At 69.9% G+C, this 17,307-nt stretch carries 17 protein-coding genes; 9 read left to right on the forward strand and 8 right to left on the reverse strand.

Annotation, left to right across the window (positions count from 1 at the left end; genetic code table 11):
• Window positions 1-7 precede the first annotated feature (7 nt).
• Complete coding sequence (locus tag ABZW60_RS36520) at window positions 8-1,069, forward strand: GNAT family N-acetyltransferase (protein WP_355484828.1); 1,062 nt, start codon at window positions 8-10, stop codon at window positions 1,067-1,069.
• Between the two features lie 3 nt (window positions 1,070-1,072).
• Here ABZW60_RS36520 and ABZW60_RS36525 read toward each other — a convergent pair whose 3' ends face one another.
• On the reverse strand, window positions 1,073-1,492 hold the full coding sequence (locus ABZW60_RS36525; protein WP_355484830.1) for a VOC family protein: 420 nt from the start codon (window positions 1,490-1,492) through the stop codon (window positions 1,073-1,075).
• Between the two features lie 80 nt (window positions 1,493-1,572).
• The gene (locus ABZW60_RS36530) at window positions 1,573-2,592 is read right to left on the reverse strand and encodes an SIS domain-containing protein (protein WP_355484832.1); all 1,020 of its coding nucleotides are present in this window, start codon (window positions 2,590-2,592) and stop codon (window positions 1,573-1,575) included.
• A 139-nt stretch (window positions 2,593-2,731) separates the two neighbouring features.
• Between ABZW60_RS36530 and ABZW60_RS36535 the strand changes: the two genes are divergently transcribed.
• Together ABZW60_RS36535 and fbaA are read left to right on the forward strand one after the other, a co-directional pair.
• Window positions 2,732-3,451: a GntR family transcriptional regulator gene (locus ABZW60_RS36535; protein WP_130388014.1), complete on the forward strand. Its 720-nt coding sequence runs from the start codon at window positions 2,732-2,734 to the stop codon at window positions 3,449-3,451.
• A 207-nt stretch (window positions 3,452-3,658) separates the two neighbouring features.
• Window positions 3,659-4,684 carry a class II fructose-bisphosphate aldolase gene (fbaA, locus tag ABZW60_RS36540; protein ID WP_355484833.1) on the forward strand — a complete coding sequence of 342 codons (1,026 nt, stop codon included), beginning with the start codon at window positions 3,659-3,661 and terminating at the stop codon, window positions 4,682-4,684.
• A gap of 65 nt (window positions 4,685-4,749) precedes the next feature.
• Here the strand turns inward: fbaA and ABZW60_RS36545 are convergent, their stop codons facing one another.
• Window positions 4,750-5,721 carry a type IV toxin-antitoxin system AbiEi family antitoxin domain-containing protein gene (locus ABZW60_RS36545; RefSeq protein WP_355484835.1) on the reverse strand — a complete coding sequence of 324 codons (972 nt, stop codon included), beginning with the start codon at window positions 5,719-5,721 and terminating at the stop codon, window positions 4,750-4,752.
• Between the two features lie 99 nt (window positions 5,722-5,820).
• Window positions 5,821-6,270 (reverse strand): HNH endonuclease, encoded by a 450-nt coding sequence (locus ABZW60_RS36550; protein WP_355484837.1) that lies wholly within the window; start codon window positions 6,268-6,270, stop codon window positions 5,821-5,823.
• Window positions 6,271-6,413: 143 nt separating this feature from the next.
• Between ABZW60_RS36550 and ABZW60_RS36555 the strand changes: the two genes are divergently transcribed.
• The 3 genes from ABZW60_RS36555 (at window position 6,414) to ABZW60_RS36565 (ending at window position 8,988) form a co-directional block, all read left to right on the forward strand.
• Window positions 6,414-6,821 (forward strand): DUF3151 domain-containing protein, encoded by a 408-nt coding sequence (locus tag ABZW60_RS36555; RefSeq protein WP_355484839.1) that lies wholly within the window; start codon window positions 6,414-6,416, stop codon window positions 6,819-6,821.
• A 43-nt stretch (window positions 6,822-6,864) separates the two neighbouring features.
• Window positions 6,865-7,629, forward strand: coding sequence for a 2-phosphosulfolactate phosphatase (locus ABZW60_RS36560; protein WP_355484841.1), 765 nt, complete (start codon window positions 6,865-6,867; stop codon window positions 7,627-7,629).
• A 153-nt stretch (window positions 7,630-7,782) separates the two neighbouring features.
• Window positions 7,783-8,988, forward strand: a complete 1,206-nt coding sequence (locus ABZW60_RS36565) for an MFS transporter (RefSeq protein ID WP_355484843.1) — start codon at window positions 7,783-7,785, stop codon at window positions 8,986-8,988.
• Here the strand turns inward: ABZW60_RS36565 and ABZW60_RS36570 are convergent.
• Window positions 8,975-9,793: a helix-turn-helix domain-containing protein gene (locus ABZW60_RS36570; RefSeq protein WP_355484844.1), complete on the reverse strand. Its 819-nt coding sequence runs from the start codon at window positions 9,791-9,793 to the stop codon at window positions 8,975-8,977. The genes ABZW60_RS36565 and ABZW60_RS36570 overlap by 14 nt on opposite strands.
• Before the next feature lie 57 nt (window positions 9,794-9,850).
• Between ABZW60_RS36570 and ABZW60_RS36575 the strand changes: the two genes are divergently transcribed.
• Together ABZW60_RS36575 and ABZW60_RS36580 are read left to right on the forward strand one after the other, a co-directional pair.
• Window positions 9,851-10,336, forward strand: coding sequence for a VOC family protein (locus ABZW60_RS36575; RefSeq protein ID WP_355484846.1), 486 nt, complete (start codon window positions 9,851-9,853; stop codon window positions 10,334-10,336).
• A 297-nt stretch (window positions 10,337-10,633) separates the two neighbouring features.
• Window positions 10,634-11,914, forward strand: a complete 1,281-nt coding sequence (locus tag ABZW60_RS36580; RefSeq protein ID WP_355484847.1) for an adenylosuccinate synthase — start codon at window positions 10,634-10,636, stop codon at window positions 11,912-11,914.
• A 24-nt stretch (window positions 11,915-11,938) separates the two neighbouring features.
• Here ABZW60_RS36580 and ABZW60_RS36585 read toward each other — a convergent pair whose 3' ends face one another.
• Both ABZW60_RS36585 and ABZW60_RS36590 read right to left on the reverse strand, forming a co-directional pair.
• A complete protein-coding gene (locus tag ABZW60_RS36585; protein ID WP_355484849.1) occupies window positions 11,939-13,777 on the reverse strand; it encodes a protein kinase in 1,839 nt (612 codons plus the stop codon).
• Between the two features lie 30 nt (window positions 13,778-13,807).
• Window positions 13,808-15,823, reverse strand: a complete 2,016-nt coding sequence (locus tag ABZW60_RS36590) for a sialate O-acetylesterase (protein WP_355484851.1) — start codon at window positions 15,821-15,823, stop codon at window positions 13,808-13,810.
• 177 nt (window positions 15,824-16,000) lie between these two features.
• Here ABZW60_RS36590 and ABZW60_RS36595 point away from each other — a divergent pair, with 177 nt between their 5' ends.
• Window positions 16,001-16,597, forward strand: coding sequence for a DJ-1/PfpI family protein (locus ABZW60_RS36595; RefSeq protein ID WP_355484853.1), 597 nt, complete (start codon window positions 16,001-16,003; stop codon window positions 16,595-16,597).
• Here ABZW60_RS36595 and ABZW60_RS36600 read toward each other — a convergent pair.
• Window positions 16,586-17,287: an SDR family oxidoreductase gene (locus ABZW60_RS36600; protein WP_355484855.1), complete on the reverse strand. Its 702-nt coding sequence runs from the start codon at window positions 17,285-17,287 to the stop codon at window positions 16,586-16,588. The two genes, ABZW60_RS36595 and ABZW60_RS36600, sit on opposite strands and share 12 nt — an antisense overlap.
• Window positions 17,288-17,307: the final 20 nt, after the last annotated feature.

Raw genomic sequence — 17,307 nt, forward strand, 5'->3', positions numbered from 1 at the left:
TCGGGCCATGGACCAGTCGTTCACCGGCGAAGTCATCGAATGGCGCGGACCGGCGCCGTACTACTTCGTCCCCGTGCCCGAGGAGGACGGCGAGGCACTGCGGGCCGTCGCGCTGTCAGCCAGCTACGGCTGGGGCATGCTGCCCATCCGTGCCCGGATCGGCACCACCGAGTGGAAAACGTCCCTGTGGCCGAAGGACGGCAGCTACCTGCTCCCGCTGAAAGACGCCGTACGCAAACCGCGGGGTCTCGACGCCGGCGACACGGTTGAGGTCCAGCTCACGTTCGACCCCGGGTCCCGCCAATCGAAGCAGGCCAGGGAGCCAGCGTCCGACCGTGAGGCGCCCACGCGGGCAGCTAACGGTGAGTCGGCCGGGCTGGCGTCCGGCGGCGCGGCGCCCACGCGGGGTCACCTGCCTCGGTCGGCCGACCGTGACCTGCCCGAGCGGGCTCGCGTTCCTCGGTCGGCCGGGGCGCGGGAGCCGATCAGCCCGGGGCAGCTCACGATCGTCCCGGCCAACCAGGCGACCGCTGCGGATCTTCGGGCGGTCTTCGGTGAGCGAGGCGACACCGCGCGCTGCTGGTGTCAGCGGTTCCGGATGCTGCCGAAGGAATCGTGGGCCTCGGAGGGTCCTGAGGAACTCGCCGCCCGGCTCCGCGACCAGACCGCCTGCGGAAACCCGAAAGCCGATGCCACGACCGGCCTGATCGCCTACCTGCACGGCGAACCCGTCGGCTGGTGCGCGGTCGCGCCCCGCGCCGACCACCCGAGATTGCTCCGCGACTTCCGCGTCCCGTGGCAGGACCGTGCCGAGGACAAGACCGATCCGACCGTCTGGGCGGTCACCTGCTTCGTCACCCGCGTCGGCTACCGGCGCCGCGGAATCAGCCGCGCCCTCGCCCGCGCCGCCGCGGACTTCGCCCGGGACCGCGGCGCCCGCGCCGTCGAAGGCTACCCGGACCTCGTCGACGGCGGGTACGTCGGCACGCTCGCCACGTTCGCCGACGCCGGGTACGCCGAGGCGAGCCGCCCGGGCAGACGCCGCGCCGTCATGCGCATCGACTTCTGAGCCTCAACCCTTCAGCTCCTCGAGGATCTGCAGGTAGTGCGGGTTGTTCATGATGCCGATCAGGTTGCCGAACGGATCCACCACCGACGCGGTACGGAACCCCGTGTTGTTGCCTCGCTCAACGATTCCTTCGTTGAGCGTCGCCCCGAGCTCAAGCAGCCGCGCGAGCGTGCCCTCCAGGTCGTCCACATGCCAGTTGACGATCGCCCCCGCAGCCGTCGGCCCGACCGCGTGCGGCGCGTACTTCGCATCGATGATCCCCAGCTCGCACTGAAAATCCCCGAACCGGAACTCGACGTACACCGGCTCCTCCGCGCTCGGCACCGCGTAGTACGCCCCGATCCCCAGCAATTCCTCGTACCAACGCCGCGCCGCCTTCACGTCGCTCGCGTAGAAACTGACGGTGGCAAGTCCTCGCAACATCGTGGTGGTCCTCTCTCAGGTATCCCCGGTTGACGACCACCACGATTCCACCCAAAGTGCTCACCGAGTGAGCACTTTGTTCAGTCGGTCTGGGTGACCTTGCGGAGGCCGCGCGGGGCGTCGGGGTCGAGGCCGAGTTTGCGGGCCAGGAGTTCGATGGCGCGCTGGGCCGGGATGACCAGGGCGAGCGGGGCGAGTGTTTCGGGGAGGTCGGGGCCGGCGAGGTTCACGTCGCAGCGGGAGGCGAACGTGGGGTCGCCGCCGATGCCGAGGATCTTGCTGCCCTTCTCGCGGACGATGCCGGCCAGCTCGGTCATACCCGGCAGGGCGGGGCCGTCGCCGGCGGAGACGAGGATCGTCACCAGGTCGGCGTCGACGACCGCGATCGGGCCGTGCTTCAGGTCGGCGTACGAGAGTCCGCGGACCGGCTGGAGACAGGTCTCCTCGAGCTTCAGCGCGACCTCCAGCGTCGTACCGAAGGTCAGCCCGCGACCGCTCGCGAGGACGTCGTGGGCGCCCGCCAGCAGGTCGGCGGCCGCCTCGACCGATCCGGACAGCATCTTGGTCGCGGCGTCGGGGACCCGTGCGATGTCGGCGTCGAGCGTCCCGGGCCGCGGCGCCAGCGCGTCCACGGCGACCGTGATCGCGGCCAGCTGGGTCGTGTACGTCTTGGTGGCCGGGACGGCGAGCTCCTGGCCCGCCTGGGTGATCAGGGCGACGTCGGCCGTCGACGCCAGCGGGCTGTTGCCGTCGTTCGTGATGCCGACGATCGCCGCGCCGTTCCGCTTGGCCCACTCGGCCGTGTCGACGATCTCCTGGGTCGCGCCGGACTGGCTGACCGCGACGACCAGCGAGTTCGAGAGGTCGAGGTTCGCGCCGTACAGCGTGGCCACCGACGGCGCCGCCAGCGACGCCTGCCGGCCGGCGTGGATCTCGGTCAGGTAGCGGCCGTAGACCCCGGCGTTGTCCGACGAGCCGCGGGCCACGAAGATCACGTTCCGGCGCCCGGCGGCCAGCCGGGTGATGTCGTGCCGCAGCGGCAGAACGTGCTCGAACGTCGCCGCGAGTGCGGCCGGCTGCTCGGCGATCTCGGCCGCCATCCGGGTTTCCTGGGCGGGGACAGACACCACTGCGATCACTGGTCCTATCTGGTCTTAACAGGTATGCTGCGCACGATAGCAGTGAGCGGCGCCCCGGGGCACCCCCGAGGCCCGCCCAGGTCTGGAGGATCGAGATTCCATGGTGGCGACGAAGCGGGCCCAGGTCCGATCGGTGCTGGAACGGCTGATCGACGTCGAGCTGCATCCCGGGGACCCGATCCCCTCCGAACGGGCCCTGGTGGACAAACTCAACGTCTCCAGGGTGACCGTCCGGCAGGCGATCAGTGACCTGGTCGAGTCCGGCGCTCTCGAACGGGTGCACGGCAAGGGAACGTTCGTCACCGGTCCCCAGGTCGACTCCCAGCTGCACCTGACCTCGTTCTCCCGGGAGATGCGGGCCCGTGGGCTCGAGCCGGGGACCGTGGTGCTGTCGGCGAGCGAGATCGAGGCCTCCGACGAGACTGCGAAGGGCCTTCGGGTCGCGAAGGGCACCAAGGTGATCCGGGTCGAGCGGCTCCGCACGGCCGACGCGTCGCCGATGGCCTACGAGGTCGGCTACTACCCGTCCGCGCTCTTCCCCGGCCTGCTGGGCCGTGAGCTCGGCACTCTCTACGACGTCTTCGCCAGCGAGTACGACGTCGTCGTCACCTCCGGTGAGCAGACCGTGCGGGCGGACAACGCCGACGGTCATGTCGCCCGGGTGCTCGGTGTGGCCCGGCGGGCACCCCTGCTGGTCCTCGAGCGCACCACCTTCGCCGGCCGCAAGGTCGTCGAACTGTCCTGGTCGGCCTACCGGGCCGACCGCTACCGGCTGCACATGGCCCTCACCCCCCGCGGCCCGCGCACCGGGTCCGCCTGACCGGCTCCGGAGCGTCCTCCGCCCCTGGAGGACATCCGGACGCGACGAACTGGATCGGTCCTGTTCACGAACTGGTCTACATCCCTGCCGATCGCTCCCCGGCCACCGGGCCGGTTCAGCAGGTGGGCCGCCGGATCCGACGAAGTGCCCGGCGGCAATACTGGAGCCGAACCCACAAGAACTGTGTTGTGAGGAGTACCGCGAGACATGCCTATTGCTACCCCTGAGGTCTACGCCGAGATGCTGGACAAGGCCAAGCAGAACCGCTTCGCCTACCCGGCCATCAATGTCAGCTCCTCGCAGACGCTGAACGCCGCGATCCGCGGTTTCGCCGAGGCGGGCTCGGACGGCATCATCCAGGTCTCCACCGGCGGTGCGGAGTACCTGTCCGGTCCGACCGTCAAGAACATGGTCTCCGGCGCCGTCGCGCTGGCGGCGTACGCGCACGAGGTCGCCAAGGGCTACCCGGTGAACATCGCGCTGCACACCGACCACTGCCCGAAGGACAAGCTCGACGGCTTCGTCCGGCCGCTGCTGGAGATCTCCGCCGAGCGCGTCGCGCGCGGTGAGAACCCGCTGTTCCAGTCGCACATGTGGGACGGCTCGGCGGTGCCGCTGACCGAGAACCTCGAGATCGCCAAGGACCTGCTGGCCAGGACGGCCGCGGCGAAGATCGTCCTGGAGATCGAGGTCGGCGTCGTCGGTGGCGAGGAGGACGGTGTCGCGAACGAGATCAACGACAAGCTCTACACCACCATCGAGGACGGTCTGGCCACGGTCGAGGCGCTCGGCATCGGCGAGAACGGCCGCTACCTGACCGCGCTGACCTTCGGCAACGTGCACGGCGTCTACAAGCCGGGCGCGGTCAAGCTGCGGCCGGAGATCCTGGCGGAGATCCAGGACGCGGTCGGCGCCAAGGTCGGCAAGGAGCGCCCCTTCGACCTGGTGTTCCACGGTGGCTCCGGCTCGACCCTGGAGGAGATCCGGGCCGCGGTCGACAACGGCGTCATCAAGATGAACGTCGACACCGACACGCAGTACGCGTTCACCCGGCCGGCGGCGGCGCACATGTTCAAGAACTACGACGGTGTGCTGAAGGTCGACGGCGAGGTCGGCAACAAGAAGGCCTACGACCCGCGCGCGTGGGGCAAGGCGGCCGAAGAGGGCATGGCGAAGCGCGTCGGCGAGGCCTGCGAAGACCTCCGCTCGACGGGCACGTCGTTGAACGCCTGACATCATCTGGTCCTCCGGTAGGGGGTCTGTGAGGGGCTCGTCGCCGTTGGCGATGGGCCCCTCGGTCACATCCGGGCGAGGTCGAAGTGGCGGATTCCGGTGCGGCGGGCGGCTCGGGTGAACGTGGTGCGGATGCGGTCGGCCACGGTCGGCGGGTCGGTGAGGTCGGTCCAGGAGATCCAGCAGTGCTCGACGGGCTGTGGTCCGTCGGGATCGGGCGCGATCGGCTCGGGGAGCGGTTCCTCGGGGGACGGCTCGAATTCCTCGCACCAGAAGGGGAAACGCGGCTCGAACTCGACGACGGTGCGCTCGTCGGGGAACCACAGCGCCTCGGCCGCGGACACCTCGCCGTCGGGTGGGTCGGTGTCCGGTGGCGGTGCCGGGCTGGGCGTCGGGAGCCCCGCGCCGGCGAGGATGAAGCGCAGGCGGGACTCGGCGATCGAGGCCGATCCGGTGAGCCGGTCGAGCACCTTCAGGGCACGTTTGCCGCCGTGGTCGAGCCGGGTGACCGCGTGGCTCAACGTGCGCCGGTTGACGAGCCCGGCATACATCGCGGCGTCGGCGAGCACCACCGCCGGCTCCGGTGGTGCGGTCGCGGCCACCTCGGCGATCGCGCGGGCCGGCGAGACCATCCGGAGCTTGTTCCACAACTCGAGACTGGGGCCCACGGGGTCGCGGATGTGCCGGTGGACGCCACGCAGTCGTCCGGAGCGACCGTCCGGCGCGGTCACGTGAACGCGCGTCAGATCCAGCCCCCAGACAGGCAAGGCGTGCAGGGCCGCGGCCGACTGATGGCTCGCGAACACGCTGGGCCCGCTCGCCCGCAGGACATGGTGGATCCGGCGCAGGTAGAGGACCTCGTCGGTGACGAGCATGAGCGAACGACGGGCGGCATAGGTGCCCCGCCGGATCCGGCGCCACGAGCCGGATCCCAGCAGGGCGTCGATGTCGGCATCGGGGTAACCGCAGGCACGAGCGTCGGCCCGGGTGAACACACCACCCCGGATCGACGCCATCACGGCAAGCTGAGGATTCATGCCCAAGAACGTGCCGCGATCCACCCCCGCCCGGACCCACGATTTTCAATCTGTGGAGAACCGGCGCCTACCCCTGGAAGAGGGCATAAAAAAGGCCCGTCATGTGTCTATGACGAGCTCCGCGCGGGTTGGTACCCAGGGTTGCCAGAGGAGGGGCATGTCGGCCTCGGACGGGGTGCGGTTGCCTTTGCGCTCGTTGCACGAGGCGTGGGCGGCGACCGCGTTCAGCCACTCGGTGCGGCCGCCCCTGGACCTGGGTTGGACGTGGTCCATGGTGTCGGCGTTCTCGAGGCCGCAGTACGCGCACCGGAACTTGTCCCGGCGCAGGACTCCGTGCTTGCTGTACTTCATCCGGCCGGCGGCGTAGCGCCAGTGGGTCACCACATACCGGACCAGACGGAGGACCCGGGGGACCGGGAACGGGCCGATCGTTCGCTCTCCGTGCGCCTCTTCCACCACTGCGACCTCACGCACCAGCATCCGGATGGCGTGCTGGATCGAGACGGTGTGCAGCGGTTCGTACGACGCGTTCAGGACGATGACGCTCATCCGGTGCCTCCTTCCGGCCGTAGCTGGGAACCACGGCGGTTGACGCAGGGTCTCAAGCATCCGTGGCCGTCGGGTGAACGGTCAACGGATTTCGCCAGACGGTCACGTGCCGGTACGGATGCGTGATCGGCGAAGATGTGCCTATGGAATTGAACAATCTGCTGTCCGGTCCACCCGAGACACTACTACCGGTCGACCCTGCCGCGGCGGAACTCGCCGACGGGGCCGCCGCCGCGGACGTGGCCGCGAAGTACCCGACGTCCTCGCTCGCCTGGGCCGTGCTGGCCGAGGGAGCGCTGGCCGACGGGCGCACGGTCGAGGGGTACGCGTACGCCCGGACCGGCTACCACCGTGCGCTGGACCTGCTCCGGCGGAACGGCTGGAAGGGTCACGGCCCGGTCCCGTGGGAGCACGAGCCGAACCGCGGGTTCCTGCGCGCGCTGGCGGCGCTCGGGAAGGCCGCGGCGCTCATCGACGAGAAGGACGAGGCCGAGCGCTGCGCCACGTTCCTGCGGGACTCGTCGCCGACCGCCGCCGACGTGCTGAGCTGAAACCTGCTTGTGGGGCTGGTTGTCCGGCGGAATGATCTGCCCGGTGACCAGCCCTTACGCACAGGACGGATTCGGCGTCGGGTTCGACTGGGGCCCGGTCGGCGCCGAGGTGGTTGCCGGGGACATCGTCGCGGTCGTCGACGTGCTGTCGTTCACGACGGCGGTGACGGTGGCGGCCGATCGCGGCATCGACGTGTACCCGTACCGCTGGCGTGACGAGACGGCGGTCGCGTACGCCGAGCGGTACGACGCGGCGCTCGCGGTCGGGCGGTCCGCGGCCGGGCCGGACGAGGTCAGCCTGTCGCCGGTCTCGATCAGGCGAGTCACGGGAATCACCAAGCTCGTGCTGCCGTCGCCCAACGGGTCGACGATTTCGAGGCAGCTGAGCGACACGGGCGCGACCGTGATCGCGGTGTCCCTGCGTAACCCCCAAGCGGCGGCGGACTGGGTCAGCCAGCGGGTGCGGAGCGCGGGCGGTGGCGACGTGGGCCCACAGCCCCGGATCGTTGCGATAGCCGCGGGGGAGCGGTGGCGCGATGGGTCGCTGCGGCCTGCTGTCGAGGACCTGTGGGGCGCCGGCGGGTTTCTGAGTGCGCTCGGGCGCGATGACCTCTCGCCGGAGGCGCGTGCGGCGGTGGCGGCGTACGAGGCGGTTGCGGGTGAACTGCCGAAGTGCCTGCACGAGTGCGCCGGCGGCCGCGAGCTCACGCAGTACGGCTTTCCGGAGGATGTCGCGATCGCGGCCGAGGTCGACGGGAGTCGCAGCGTGCCGGTGCTCCTGGACGGTAGACTGTTCCGGTCAACCTGAAGCTTTCGAGGTTTCTGCCCGTTGACAGTGCCGGCAGGCGGCGAGCGTCCCCGCTTCTTGCCGAACATGGACGGTTCTAGGCGGACGGACAGACCGAAGCAGCTGGACGCCCACGGTCGGGTCCCCGCCCCATCGGGCAGCGGAAGGTCACCCGTGCCGGCTCTCACCGGACGGATCGACGCGCCCACCAACACCTACGCAGAGGTACTGCGTACCCCTGGCGCGTGGAAGTTCTATCTCGCAGCGGCCCCGGCGCGGATCGGGATCGCGATGACCGGCCTCGGCATCGTCTGGCTGGTCCACGGATCGACCGGCTCGTACGCCGCGGCCGGTAGCGTCACCGGCGGCTTCGCCGTCGCCGAAGCGGTTGCCGGGCCGCAGGTCGCCCGGCTCATCGACCGTTTCGGTCAGACCCGCATGTTGCCGGTCACCCTGCTCGCGCACGCGGCCGCGGTCGCCCTGCTCATCAGCCTGACCGTGACAGGTGCACCGCTGGCCGCCCTTGTCGCGACCGGTGTCCTGGCAGGCGGTTCGCTGCCGCAGATCGGCGCGCAGACCGCGGCACGGTGGTCCCAGGCGCTGCGTGACACGCCACTGCTCTCGGCCGCGTTCGCACTGGAAGCACTGAGCGTAGGCATCGCGTTCATGGTCGGCCCCGGACTCGTCGGCATCGTGAGCTCGGCGAGCAGTCCGGTGGCCGGCTCGGTCCTCGCGACGAGCCTCTTGCTGGCCGGCGGATTCCTGCTGGCGGTGCAACGAGGTACCGCGCCGCCGCCGCGCTCACCCGGGCAGCACCAGAGCTCGAAACGCCTGCTGCACAAGCGCTTCGTGGGTCTTGTCGGTACGAACATCGGCGTCGGCCTGTTCTTCGGCAGCATGCAAGTCTCCGTCACGGCGTTCGCCGTCTCGCGAGGTACGCCGGGCCTGGCCGGACCGCTTTACAGCATCACCAGCCTGGTGAGCCTGTTCGCCGGACTCGTGTACGGCGCGCGCCGCTGGCGGACCGCCCCTGAGACGCAGTTCGTCATCGCCTTCGTCTGGCTGACCGTGAGCTGCGTGCCTCTGATCGCAGCGCACAGCCCACTGGCAGCAGCTGTCGCGTTGGCCCTTCCCGGGTTGGCCATCGCACCGTTCCAGACCTTGTCGGCGGTGCTGACCGAGTCGTCCGTCGACTCAGCGGTCCTGACCCAGGCCTTCACCTGGCTGAACTCGGGCGGCGCGGCAGGGATCGCACTGGGCTCCGCCTTCGCCGGCTGGATCGTCGACGGGCACAGCGCGCAGTACGGCTTTGCCGTCGCACTGGGAGCGGCGCTGACGGCAACGATGATGGCGGTGGCGGTGAAGTTCAGCGATACGTGATCTGCCGCTCGGCCGCGGCGCGCGCCGCGTACTCGGCCGGCGTCAGCCCGATCTGCTGTTTGAACTCGTTGGAGAAATGGGCCTGGTCGAAGTAGCCGAGCGATGCGGACAGTTCCGCGAGCTCGGCGGCTTCGCCCCGGGCCAGCAGCTCGGCGCCGTCGTGCAGCCGGTACCGCCGGAGCACCCACTTCGGACCGACGCCGACATACCGGCGGAAGAGCCGCTGCAGCGTGCGGATCGGTACGTCGAAGCGCTCGGTGATCTCGTCCACGCGGGCCAGCGAGCGGTCGGCGGCCATCGCCGTGACGATCTCCCGGACCAGCTCGTACGACGGGTCGGGCGGCGCCAGGTGATCACGCAGGAACGCCTCGAACACCGCGCGCCGCCGGACGTCGGACTCGGCCTCGAACATCAGGTCCGCGAGCCGGTCGCCGTCCGGGAACACCGCGGTGAGCGGCAGCACCTCGTCGCGGAACGAACCGACGTCGAGCCCGGTGATCGCCCCGAAGCCGCCGGCCCAGAACTTCACCCCGAAGGCGCGTCCCCGCCCGCGCAGCTCCCGCTCGAACTTGCGGGTGCAGACGCCGTTCACGAACGCACCACCCGGCTGCTCGAACGTGACGTTCACGCTCGGGAAGGGCAGCACCTCGGCCGTGTACGGCTCGTCCAGGTCCCACTCGACGATCCAGTACCACTCGACGAAGCGCCCGGCCTCGGGCCCTGGCGCGAGCCGGCTCAGCGAGCGATGACGGGCCTGCTCCCGAGGATGCAGGATGCCCTTCTCGCTGTCGGATGGCTGGGTCACAGCGGGCTGTCGCTTTCTTCCAAGACCGTGCGGCGGGCAGCGGATTGACTGAGCGTCATGACGACGAACACGGTAAACCCCATCCCCGACGGTTATCACTCGCTGACCCCGTACCTGGCTGTCTCGGACGGCCCGAAGGCGATCGAGTTCTACCGTGAGGTGTTCGGGGCCGAGGTGGTCAGCCGGCAGGACATGCCGGACGGGCGGGTCGGACAGGCCGAGCTCAAGTTCGGGAACTCGATGCTGCAGATCAGTGACCAGATGCCGCAGATCGGGCTGCGGGCGCCGAACGGCGAGTGGGTGCACTCGTCGCTGGTGCACTACGTGCCGGACGTGGACGCGACGTACGCGAAGGCGGTCGAGGCCGGCGCCAGGTCGGTCGAGCCGGTGCAGACCTTCATGACCGGTGACCGGTTCGGCACCGTGATCGACCCGTTCGGGCACCGGTGGGCGATCCTCACCAAGGTCGAGGACGTCTCGCGCGAGGAGGCGGACCGGCGGGTGAAGGAGTGGCTGGCCTCGAGCCCGGAGGGCCTGGAGTAAAAGAGGAAGCGGCCCGCCGGAACCGTCCCCTGCGGCAGTTTCGGCGGGCCGCTGACTAAGAGTGTGCACGCGATCACGCAAATTGGCAACCCGTCAGCTGATGAAACAGAGACTTGAAACGATCGCTTAGGTGTTGTGGACAGGCCCGAAACGAGAGCTCCGGTGTCCGGTAGGCTTTGGTCGCAAGAGCCTGGATGCGTCGCCGGATGAATGTCCGGTGAACGTCTCCGGGCTTCACCGTTTCCAGCGCGGGCCGCCACGGGGTGTGAGGCCGGCGCGTGAAAGAGGAGGGCTGAGATGCCCGCAATCGTGCTCGTCGGCGCCCAGTGGGGCGATGAGGGCAAGGGTAAAGCGACCGATCTGCTCGGTAACACGGGCGAGGTCATCGACTACGTGGTGAAGTTCAACGGCGGCAACAACGCCGGCCACACGGTGGTGATCGGGTCCGAGAAGTACGCGCTGCACCTGCTGCCGAGCGGCATCCTGACACCGGGCGTCACGCCGGTGATCGGCAACGGGGTCGTGGTCGACCTCGCGGTGCTGTTCGAGGAGCTGGAGGCACTGCAGGCGCGCGGGCTGGACACGTCGCGGCTGGTGGTGAGCGCGAGCGCGCACGTGATCCCGCCGTACAACCGGACGCTCGACAAGGTCACCGAGCGCTTCCTGGGCAGCCGCCGGATCGGGACGACGGGCCGCGGGATCGGTCCGACGTACGCCGACAAGATGAACCGGATCGGCATCCGGATCCAGGACCTGTACGACGAGAAGATCCTCGAGCAGAAGGTCACCGGCGCGCTGGAGCAGAAGAACCAGCTGCTGGTGAAGGTGTACAACCGGCGCGCGGTCGAGATCCGCGAGGTCCTCGACGAGCTGCTCGGGTACGCCGACCGGCTGAAGCCGATGGTCGCCGACACCAGCCTGCTGCTGAACAACGCCCTCGACGACGGCAAGACCGTGCTGATGGAGGCCGGTCAGGCCACGCTGCTCGACGTCGACCACGGCACGTACCCGTTCGTCACCTCCTCGAACGCGATCTCCGCCGGGGCCTGCACCGGCACCGGCATCCCGCCGACCCGGATCGACCGTGTGATCGCGGTCGTGAAGGCGTACACCACGCGTGTCGGCGAGGGCCCGTTCCCGACCGAGCTGCTGGACGCAGACGGTGAGTGGCTGCGGACCCAGGGCGGCGAGTTCGGTGTCACCACCGGCCGCCCGCGCCGCTGCGGCTGGTACGACTCGGTCATCTCCCGGTACGCCGCACGCGTCAACGGTGTGTCCGACTTCGTTCTCACCAAGGTCGACACCCTGACCGGCCGCGAGCGGATCCCGGTCTGCGTGGCGTACGACGTGAACGGCGTCCGGCACGACGAGATGCCGATGACCCAGACCGACTTCCACCACGCGACGCCGATCTACGAGGAGTTCGACGGCTGGTCGGACGACATCTCGGGGTGCCGCACGTTCGACGAGCTGCCGAAGGAGGCGCAGACCTACGTCCGCGCCGTCGAGTCCCTCAGCGGTGCGCGCATCTCCGCCATCGGCGTCGGTCCCGAGCGCAGCCAGATCGTCCAGCTCTGAGACGAGCCCAGGGCCTCCCCGTCGTCAGTTGCCGATGATGGGGAGGTCCCGGATGAACGGGGCGTTCCGCAGGTCCCCGAAGGTCGGACGCTCGATGTTCGGCGTCTGGATCGGCGAGCGCGCCCAGTCCGCGCCGGCGCCCTGCGTCGCCTGGTAGAACGTGAGGCCGCCGATGGCCAGCAGCACGACGGCGACAAGCGCGGACAGCCAGTGCGGCCGGAAGATGTTGCGTGCCGTGATGTGAGCCCCGCGGCGCAACGAGCTGCCGCCAGGCCCCCACCAGCAGCAGAACAGTGCGGTCAGGGCCGCGCTCCCGAACCCGAAGGCGGACAGCGGCTGCCAGTCGAGCCCGTACGTCGAGGCGGCGACGCCGGTGACGATGCCGCCGACCACTGCCGCCGTGAGCAGCGGGAGGATCAGGCAGGGCAGCGTGATCAGGGCCGCCGTTGCGAGCTGCAGCGGGCTGGCAGCGGCGGCGACAACGCCGTCCGACCTGCCAGACCGGCCTCGCACCTGCCGGCGGCGCATCAGCGCGGTGCTCGAGCGATCGACCGTCCGGGCGAGCACCAGCAGCAGGATGGCTACGACTGTGCCGAGTCCTGGCGTCAGGGCCACCAGCCCGGTCAGCGCGAGCATGAAGCCGACGATGACCGCCGTACGTCGACCGGTCGGCGGAGCCTTGACGGGCTTGACCGGCTGGTCCGGCTGCACAGGCACCGGATGAGAAGGCTGCTGATACGGCGCCGGCGGACCACCCTGGTACGGCGCGGGCACGTACTGGGCCGGACTGTAAGGCTGCACAGGCGGCGCCTCCGCGACAGGCGTCTTCGCGGCAGCGTCCCGGATCTTGTCCCGGATCGGAGTGAACGCGGACAACGGCGGAATCACCGGCGGAACCAGTTGCGCCACCTCGGTCGGCGTCGGCCCTGTCGGCTCAGGGGCCGCAGGCACCTCCGTCGGCATCAGCTTGGTGACCAGCCGGGTCGGCGGTGCGGCGGCCATGGTCGGAGCCTCACGCGGCGGGAGCGCGTCGCGTCCCTCGGCGTACCGGCTCAGGCCGGTCATGATCTCCTGCTGCGTCGGCCGGTCGGTCTTGCTCGGTGACAGCGCCGCGGCGAGCAACGGCTTCAGCCGTGGGTCCAGCCCGTCCAGGTCGGCCTGACCGGAATGCACCCGCGCCAGCACGGCCTCGAACGGTCCCTTGCCGAACGGGCGGCGTCCGGTCGCGGCGAAGGCGACTGTGGCCGCCCAGCCCCACCAGTCCGCCGACTCCGACACCATCTCGCCCTCGATGAGCTCGGGCGCCAGGTAGCCCGGCGTACCGATCACCAGACCGGTCTGGGTCAGTCGCAGGTCGTCGGCGGCCTGGGCGATGCCGAAGTCGATCATCACCGGCTTGCCGTTGCACATCATCACGTTGCCGGGCTTGAGGTCGCGGTGGATCACCCCGACCGCGTGGATCGCCTGCAGCGACTCGGCCAGGCACCCGGCCAGCGGCAGCCACTTGCGCGGGGTCAGCGGCCCGCGCTCGTCCACCTGCTCGTCCAACGGACGGCCGGGGACGAAGCGGGTCACCAAGTAGGGCTGCTCGCCCTCCAGGTCGTGGTCGAGGATGCCCGCCACACCGGGGTGGCTCACCTTCTGCAGCGTGGTCGCCTCGCGCTGCAACCGTGCGCGGGCGATCGGGTCGTGTGCCACATGCGGCCGCAGGACCTTCAGCGCGACCTCTTGGCGCTCGGGGCCCTCGGCCAGGTACACGACGCCCATGCCACCCTGCCCGAGCCGCCGGATCAACCGGTACGGCCCGACCCGCTCTTCCACCTCCTCCTCGCGAGTGGAAGGCGGTCCCCCTGTGACTGACATGCCATCTACGGTACGTCGGCATCAGACCAATCAGGTGATCGGCAGCGTGAAGGTCAGCAGACCCGTACCGGTGGCGTTCGTGATCCACGGCCCGGCGCGCAGATGGGCCTGGTAGGTGAGGCTGGTCGCTCCGGTTGGCGGACCCGACAGCTGGAGCACCAGCTGACCCGGCTGGTAAGCGACCGACGTCACCGTGACGGCCGCACCATCCACCCGGAAGTCAGCAGCGACGCCGTCCTCCACAGTGAGCGGATCGGTGGACCGGAGCTGGACGATCAGCTGTGAGCCGCTGGCCGTGACAGTGCGCGGGTTCGGCGGAGCCACGCCGGCGGACGGCCCGCCGTACAGGTCGCGGGCGACCACGGCGTACGTGTGGTCGCCCATGTCGCGGTACCCGCCGGCGTACGCGTAGTGGCAGCCGTCGTGACCGGACAGGCCCGTGGTCGACAGCACGGTGACGCCGAGCGTGTCTCCCATCTCGCGCTGTGCCTCACGCAGGTTGGTGCTGGTCGAGTTCCCGCACGGCGACGTGCGCACTTGGTAGACGTAGTACTTCGGCGTCGTGCCGAAGTCGGTGCGCCAGTCCTGGAGGAGCGCGGTGAAGCCGCTGACGTGCACGGCCGCGTTGTCGTTGTCGGACTCGCCCTGGTACCAGAGCACGCCGCGGATGTGGCCGATGACGCCCGCTGCCACGAGACGCTGCCGGAGCCGGCCGTAGTTGGTGGTGATGTCGTCCGGGTTCGCGTCGTTGCGCTGGAAGAAGCTGATCGGCTGCCCACCGTGCGCGCCGTTGATCAGCGCGACCGGGACCTTGTACTTGTCGACGAGCTGCCTGCCCATCCGGATCGCCCACTGCCCGACGGAGCCGGACTGCCGGGACACGTCGCCGGTCGCGTAGTTCCAGACCCGGTCCGCGGCGGAGATCGACGGGTCGGAGACGGGACTCCCGAAACTCCGCAGGTACGGCGATTCCTCACCGCTCGCAGCGCCGTTGTACATCGACGACTCGGCGTTGGACTGCCCGTGGACGACGTACACGTCACCCGCCACGATGCCTTCCCGCCGCGCGACGACCCGGCCGAGTGCCTTCAGCTCGAACGTGTACTCGCGCAGCCCGGCCTTGATCCGCGGGGTGAAGCGGAAGTCCCGGGACGCGGACGTGTAGACCTCGGTCTCACCGTTGCCGGTCACCGTCAGCTGCACGCTCTTGACCCGAGGGTCCGTCATCCGCCCGGCGACCGGCACAGTCGCGCGACCGTTGACGTCACGCGGAACCAACTGGCGGTCCTGAGGAGCCTGCGTGAGGCTGACGAGCGACTTGCGGACGTACGCCGTCAGCCGGCGCTGGGTGTACTGCGCGGCGTTGCCGGCGAACGTCCAGTCGGGGTCGGCTGTGGGCCGCGCGCCGATGCCGAGCGAGAGCAGGCTGGTGTCCGACTGGGTGAAGGTGTTGATCGCGAACACCGGCTTCGCGGGCACGCTCGACGGTCGCGTCGCGCCGACCTGCGACACCTGGAACGAGCCGTAGCCGAGCGGTGTGGTCGGGCTGTCGTCGGCGTCGTACGTCGTCGCCGACCCGTTGGCCACCTGGGCACTGGCCGTCTTCGCGTACTGGTTCGGCCACATCTCCAGGTAGCCGGACTGGCCGGTGCCCTGGGTCACGCCCGGCACGTTGGACTGTACGTCGAGATCGCCGACGCGTTGGCGGACGATCTCGCCCGGCCGGGTCGGCAGGCCGATCCGCCGGGCGTCGGCGCTGAACGGCTCCATCGCGGTCCACACCCACTGCGGACCGTCCGGCCCGTTCAGCTCCAGGCAGTACCCGACGCGGTCGAAGCCGGTGCCGATCTCCGCGGTCCGATCGAGGCTGTACGGCGGTGTGGTGTTCAGGTAGTTCGCGCGTTCGGGCAGATCGAGCTGCAGCACCGGCGTGAAACCGGCGGACGCAGCGTCGCAGCCGGTGGCTGCTGCGGCCTGCGTCGGAGCGCCGGTGACGGTGAGGCCGGCGAACAGCGGGAGGAGGGCGACAGCGGCAGCACGTCTCATGGGTGGACCTCCGGGGCGGCGGGGGTGTCCCCACCAGATGTAGCTGCTCGATCACCCCGAGTGCGAGCGGCAAGCGCTCAGCGGTGCGAACCGTGCGCCGAGAGGTTGGCCGGAATCTTGCGAACACCGGCTTCGTGGCCACTGGCTCGCGTCCGCGCGGGACAGTTGGGTTGGGTTATGCGGATCGAGATTCTGGTGTTCGACGGTGTCGACGAGATGGACGTGATGGGACCGTTCGAGGTGTGGAGCCACGCCTCGCGGCGGCCGGGGTTCGACCTGGCGCTGGTGGGACTGGACGGCCCGACCGAGGTGACCGGGCTGCACGGGCTGCAGTTCAAGGCGCCTGAGGGGCTCGGCCGGCCGGATGCGCTGTTCGTTCCGGGTGGTGGGTGGATGAACCGCGCGGAGAAGGGATCCTGGGCCGAAGCGCGTCGCGGCGTGATGCCGCGGCGGATCGCCGAGCTCGCGCCCTCCCTGCAGTGGATCGGTTCGGTGTGCACCGGCTCGATGCTGCTCGCCGAGGCAGGCCTGGTGAAGGGCCGGGTGGCCACGACGAACCGCGGTGCGTGGGCCGAACTCGAAGCCTTCGGCGCCGACCTCAAGACCAACCGGGTCGTCGACGACGGCACGCTGGTCACCGCGGGCGGCATCACCGCGGGGATCGACCTGGCCCTGCACGTCGTCGAGCGCGAACTCGGCGCCGAGACCGCCGACGGGATCGCGGGTGCGATGGAGTACACCCGCGATCGCGACATCTTCGTGTCAGCGGGCTAGTTCGGGATACACGGCAGTCAGGTCCAGCGCCGTGGCGGCCTTGGCGCCGCGGGCGGTGTCGTCGGCGAGCACCTCGTACGCACCCGACTCGATGCCGTCGAGCGCGTGCTTGGCGATGTCCTCGGGGCGTGACTTCGGCGCGGTCACGGCGGTCACCATGTCGGTGTCGACGTAGCCCATGTGCAGGCCCGTGACGCCGATGTTGCGGTCCAGCAGTTCGAGGCGGATCGCGTTGGTCTGCAGCCAGAACGCGGCCTTGGTCGCGGAGTACGCGCCGTGCCGGGCGACCCACGACAGGGCCGAGTGCGCGTTCAGGATGTGGCCGCCGCCGTTGCGCTCGATGATCGGGACGAACGCGCGGGTGAGCTGCAGCGGGCCGAAGAAGTTCGCGTCGAAGACCGCGCGGACGTCCTCGATCGAGGCGTCGAGGTAGCTGTTCGGCGAGCTCGCGCCGGCGTTGTTGATCAGCACCGTGACGTCCGGTGCGGCCGCGGCGAGCGCGTCGATCGAGGCCTGGTCGGTGACCTCGAGCGGCAGCGGGACGACCCGCGGGTCGGTGCTCGGGCGCGGATCGCGGGCGGTCGCGTAGATCTTGGCCGCGCCGCGGGTGAGCAGGTCGTCGACGATCGCCTTGCCGATGCCGCGCTGCCCGCCGGTGACGAGGACGACGGCGCCTTCGAGTGTGGTCATGAGAACTCCCTGAGAGCTGG

The organism is Kribbella sp. NPDC003557 (genome assembly GCF_040610805.1).
Taxonomy (GTDB): domain Bacteria; phylum Actinomycetota; class Actinomycetes; order Propionibacteriales; family Kribbellaceae; genus Kribbella.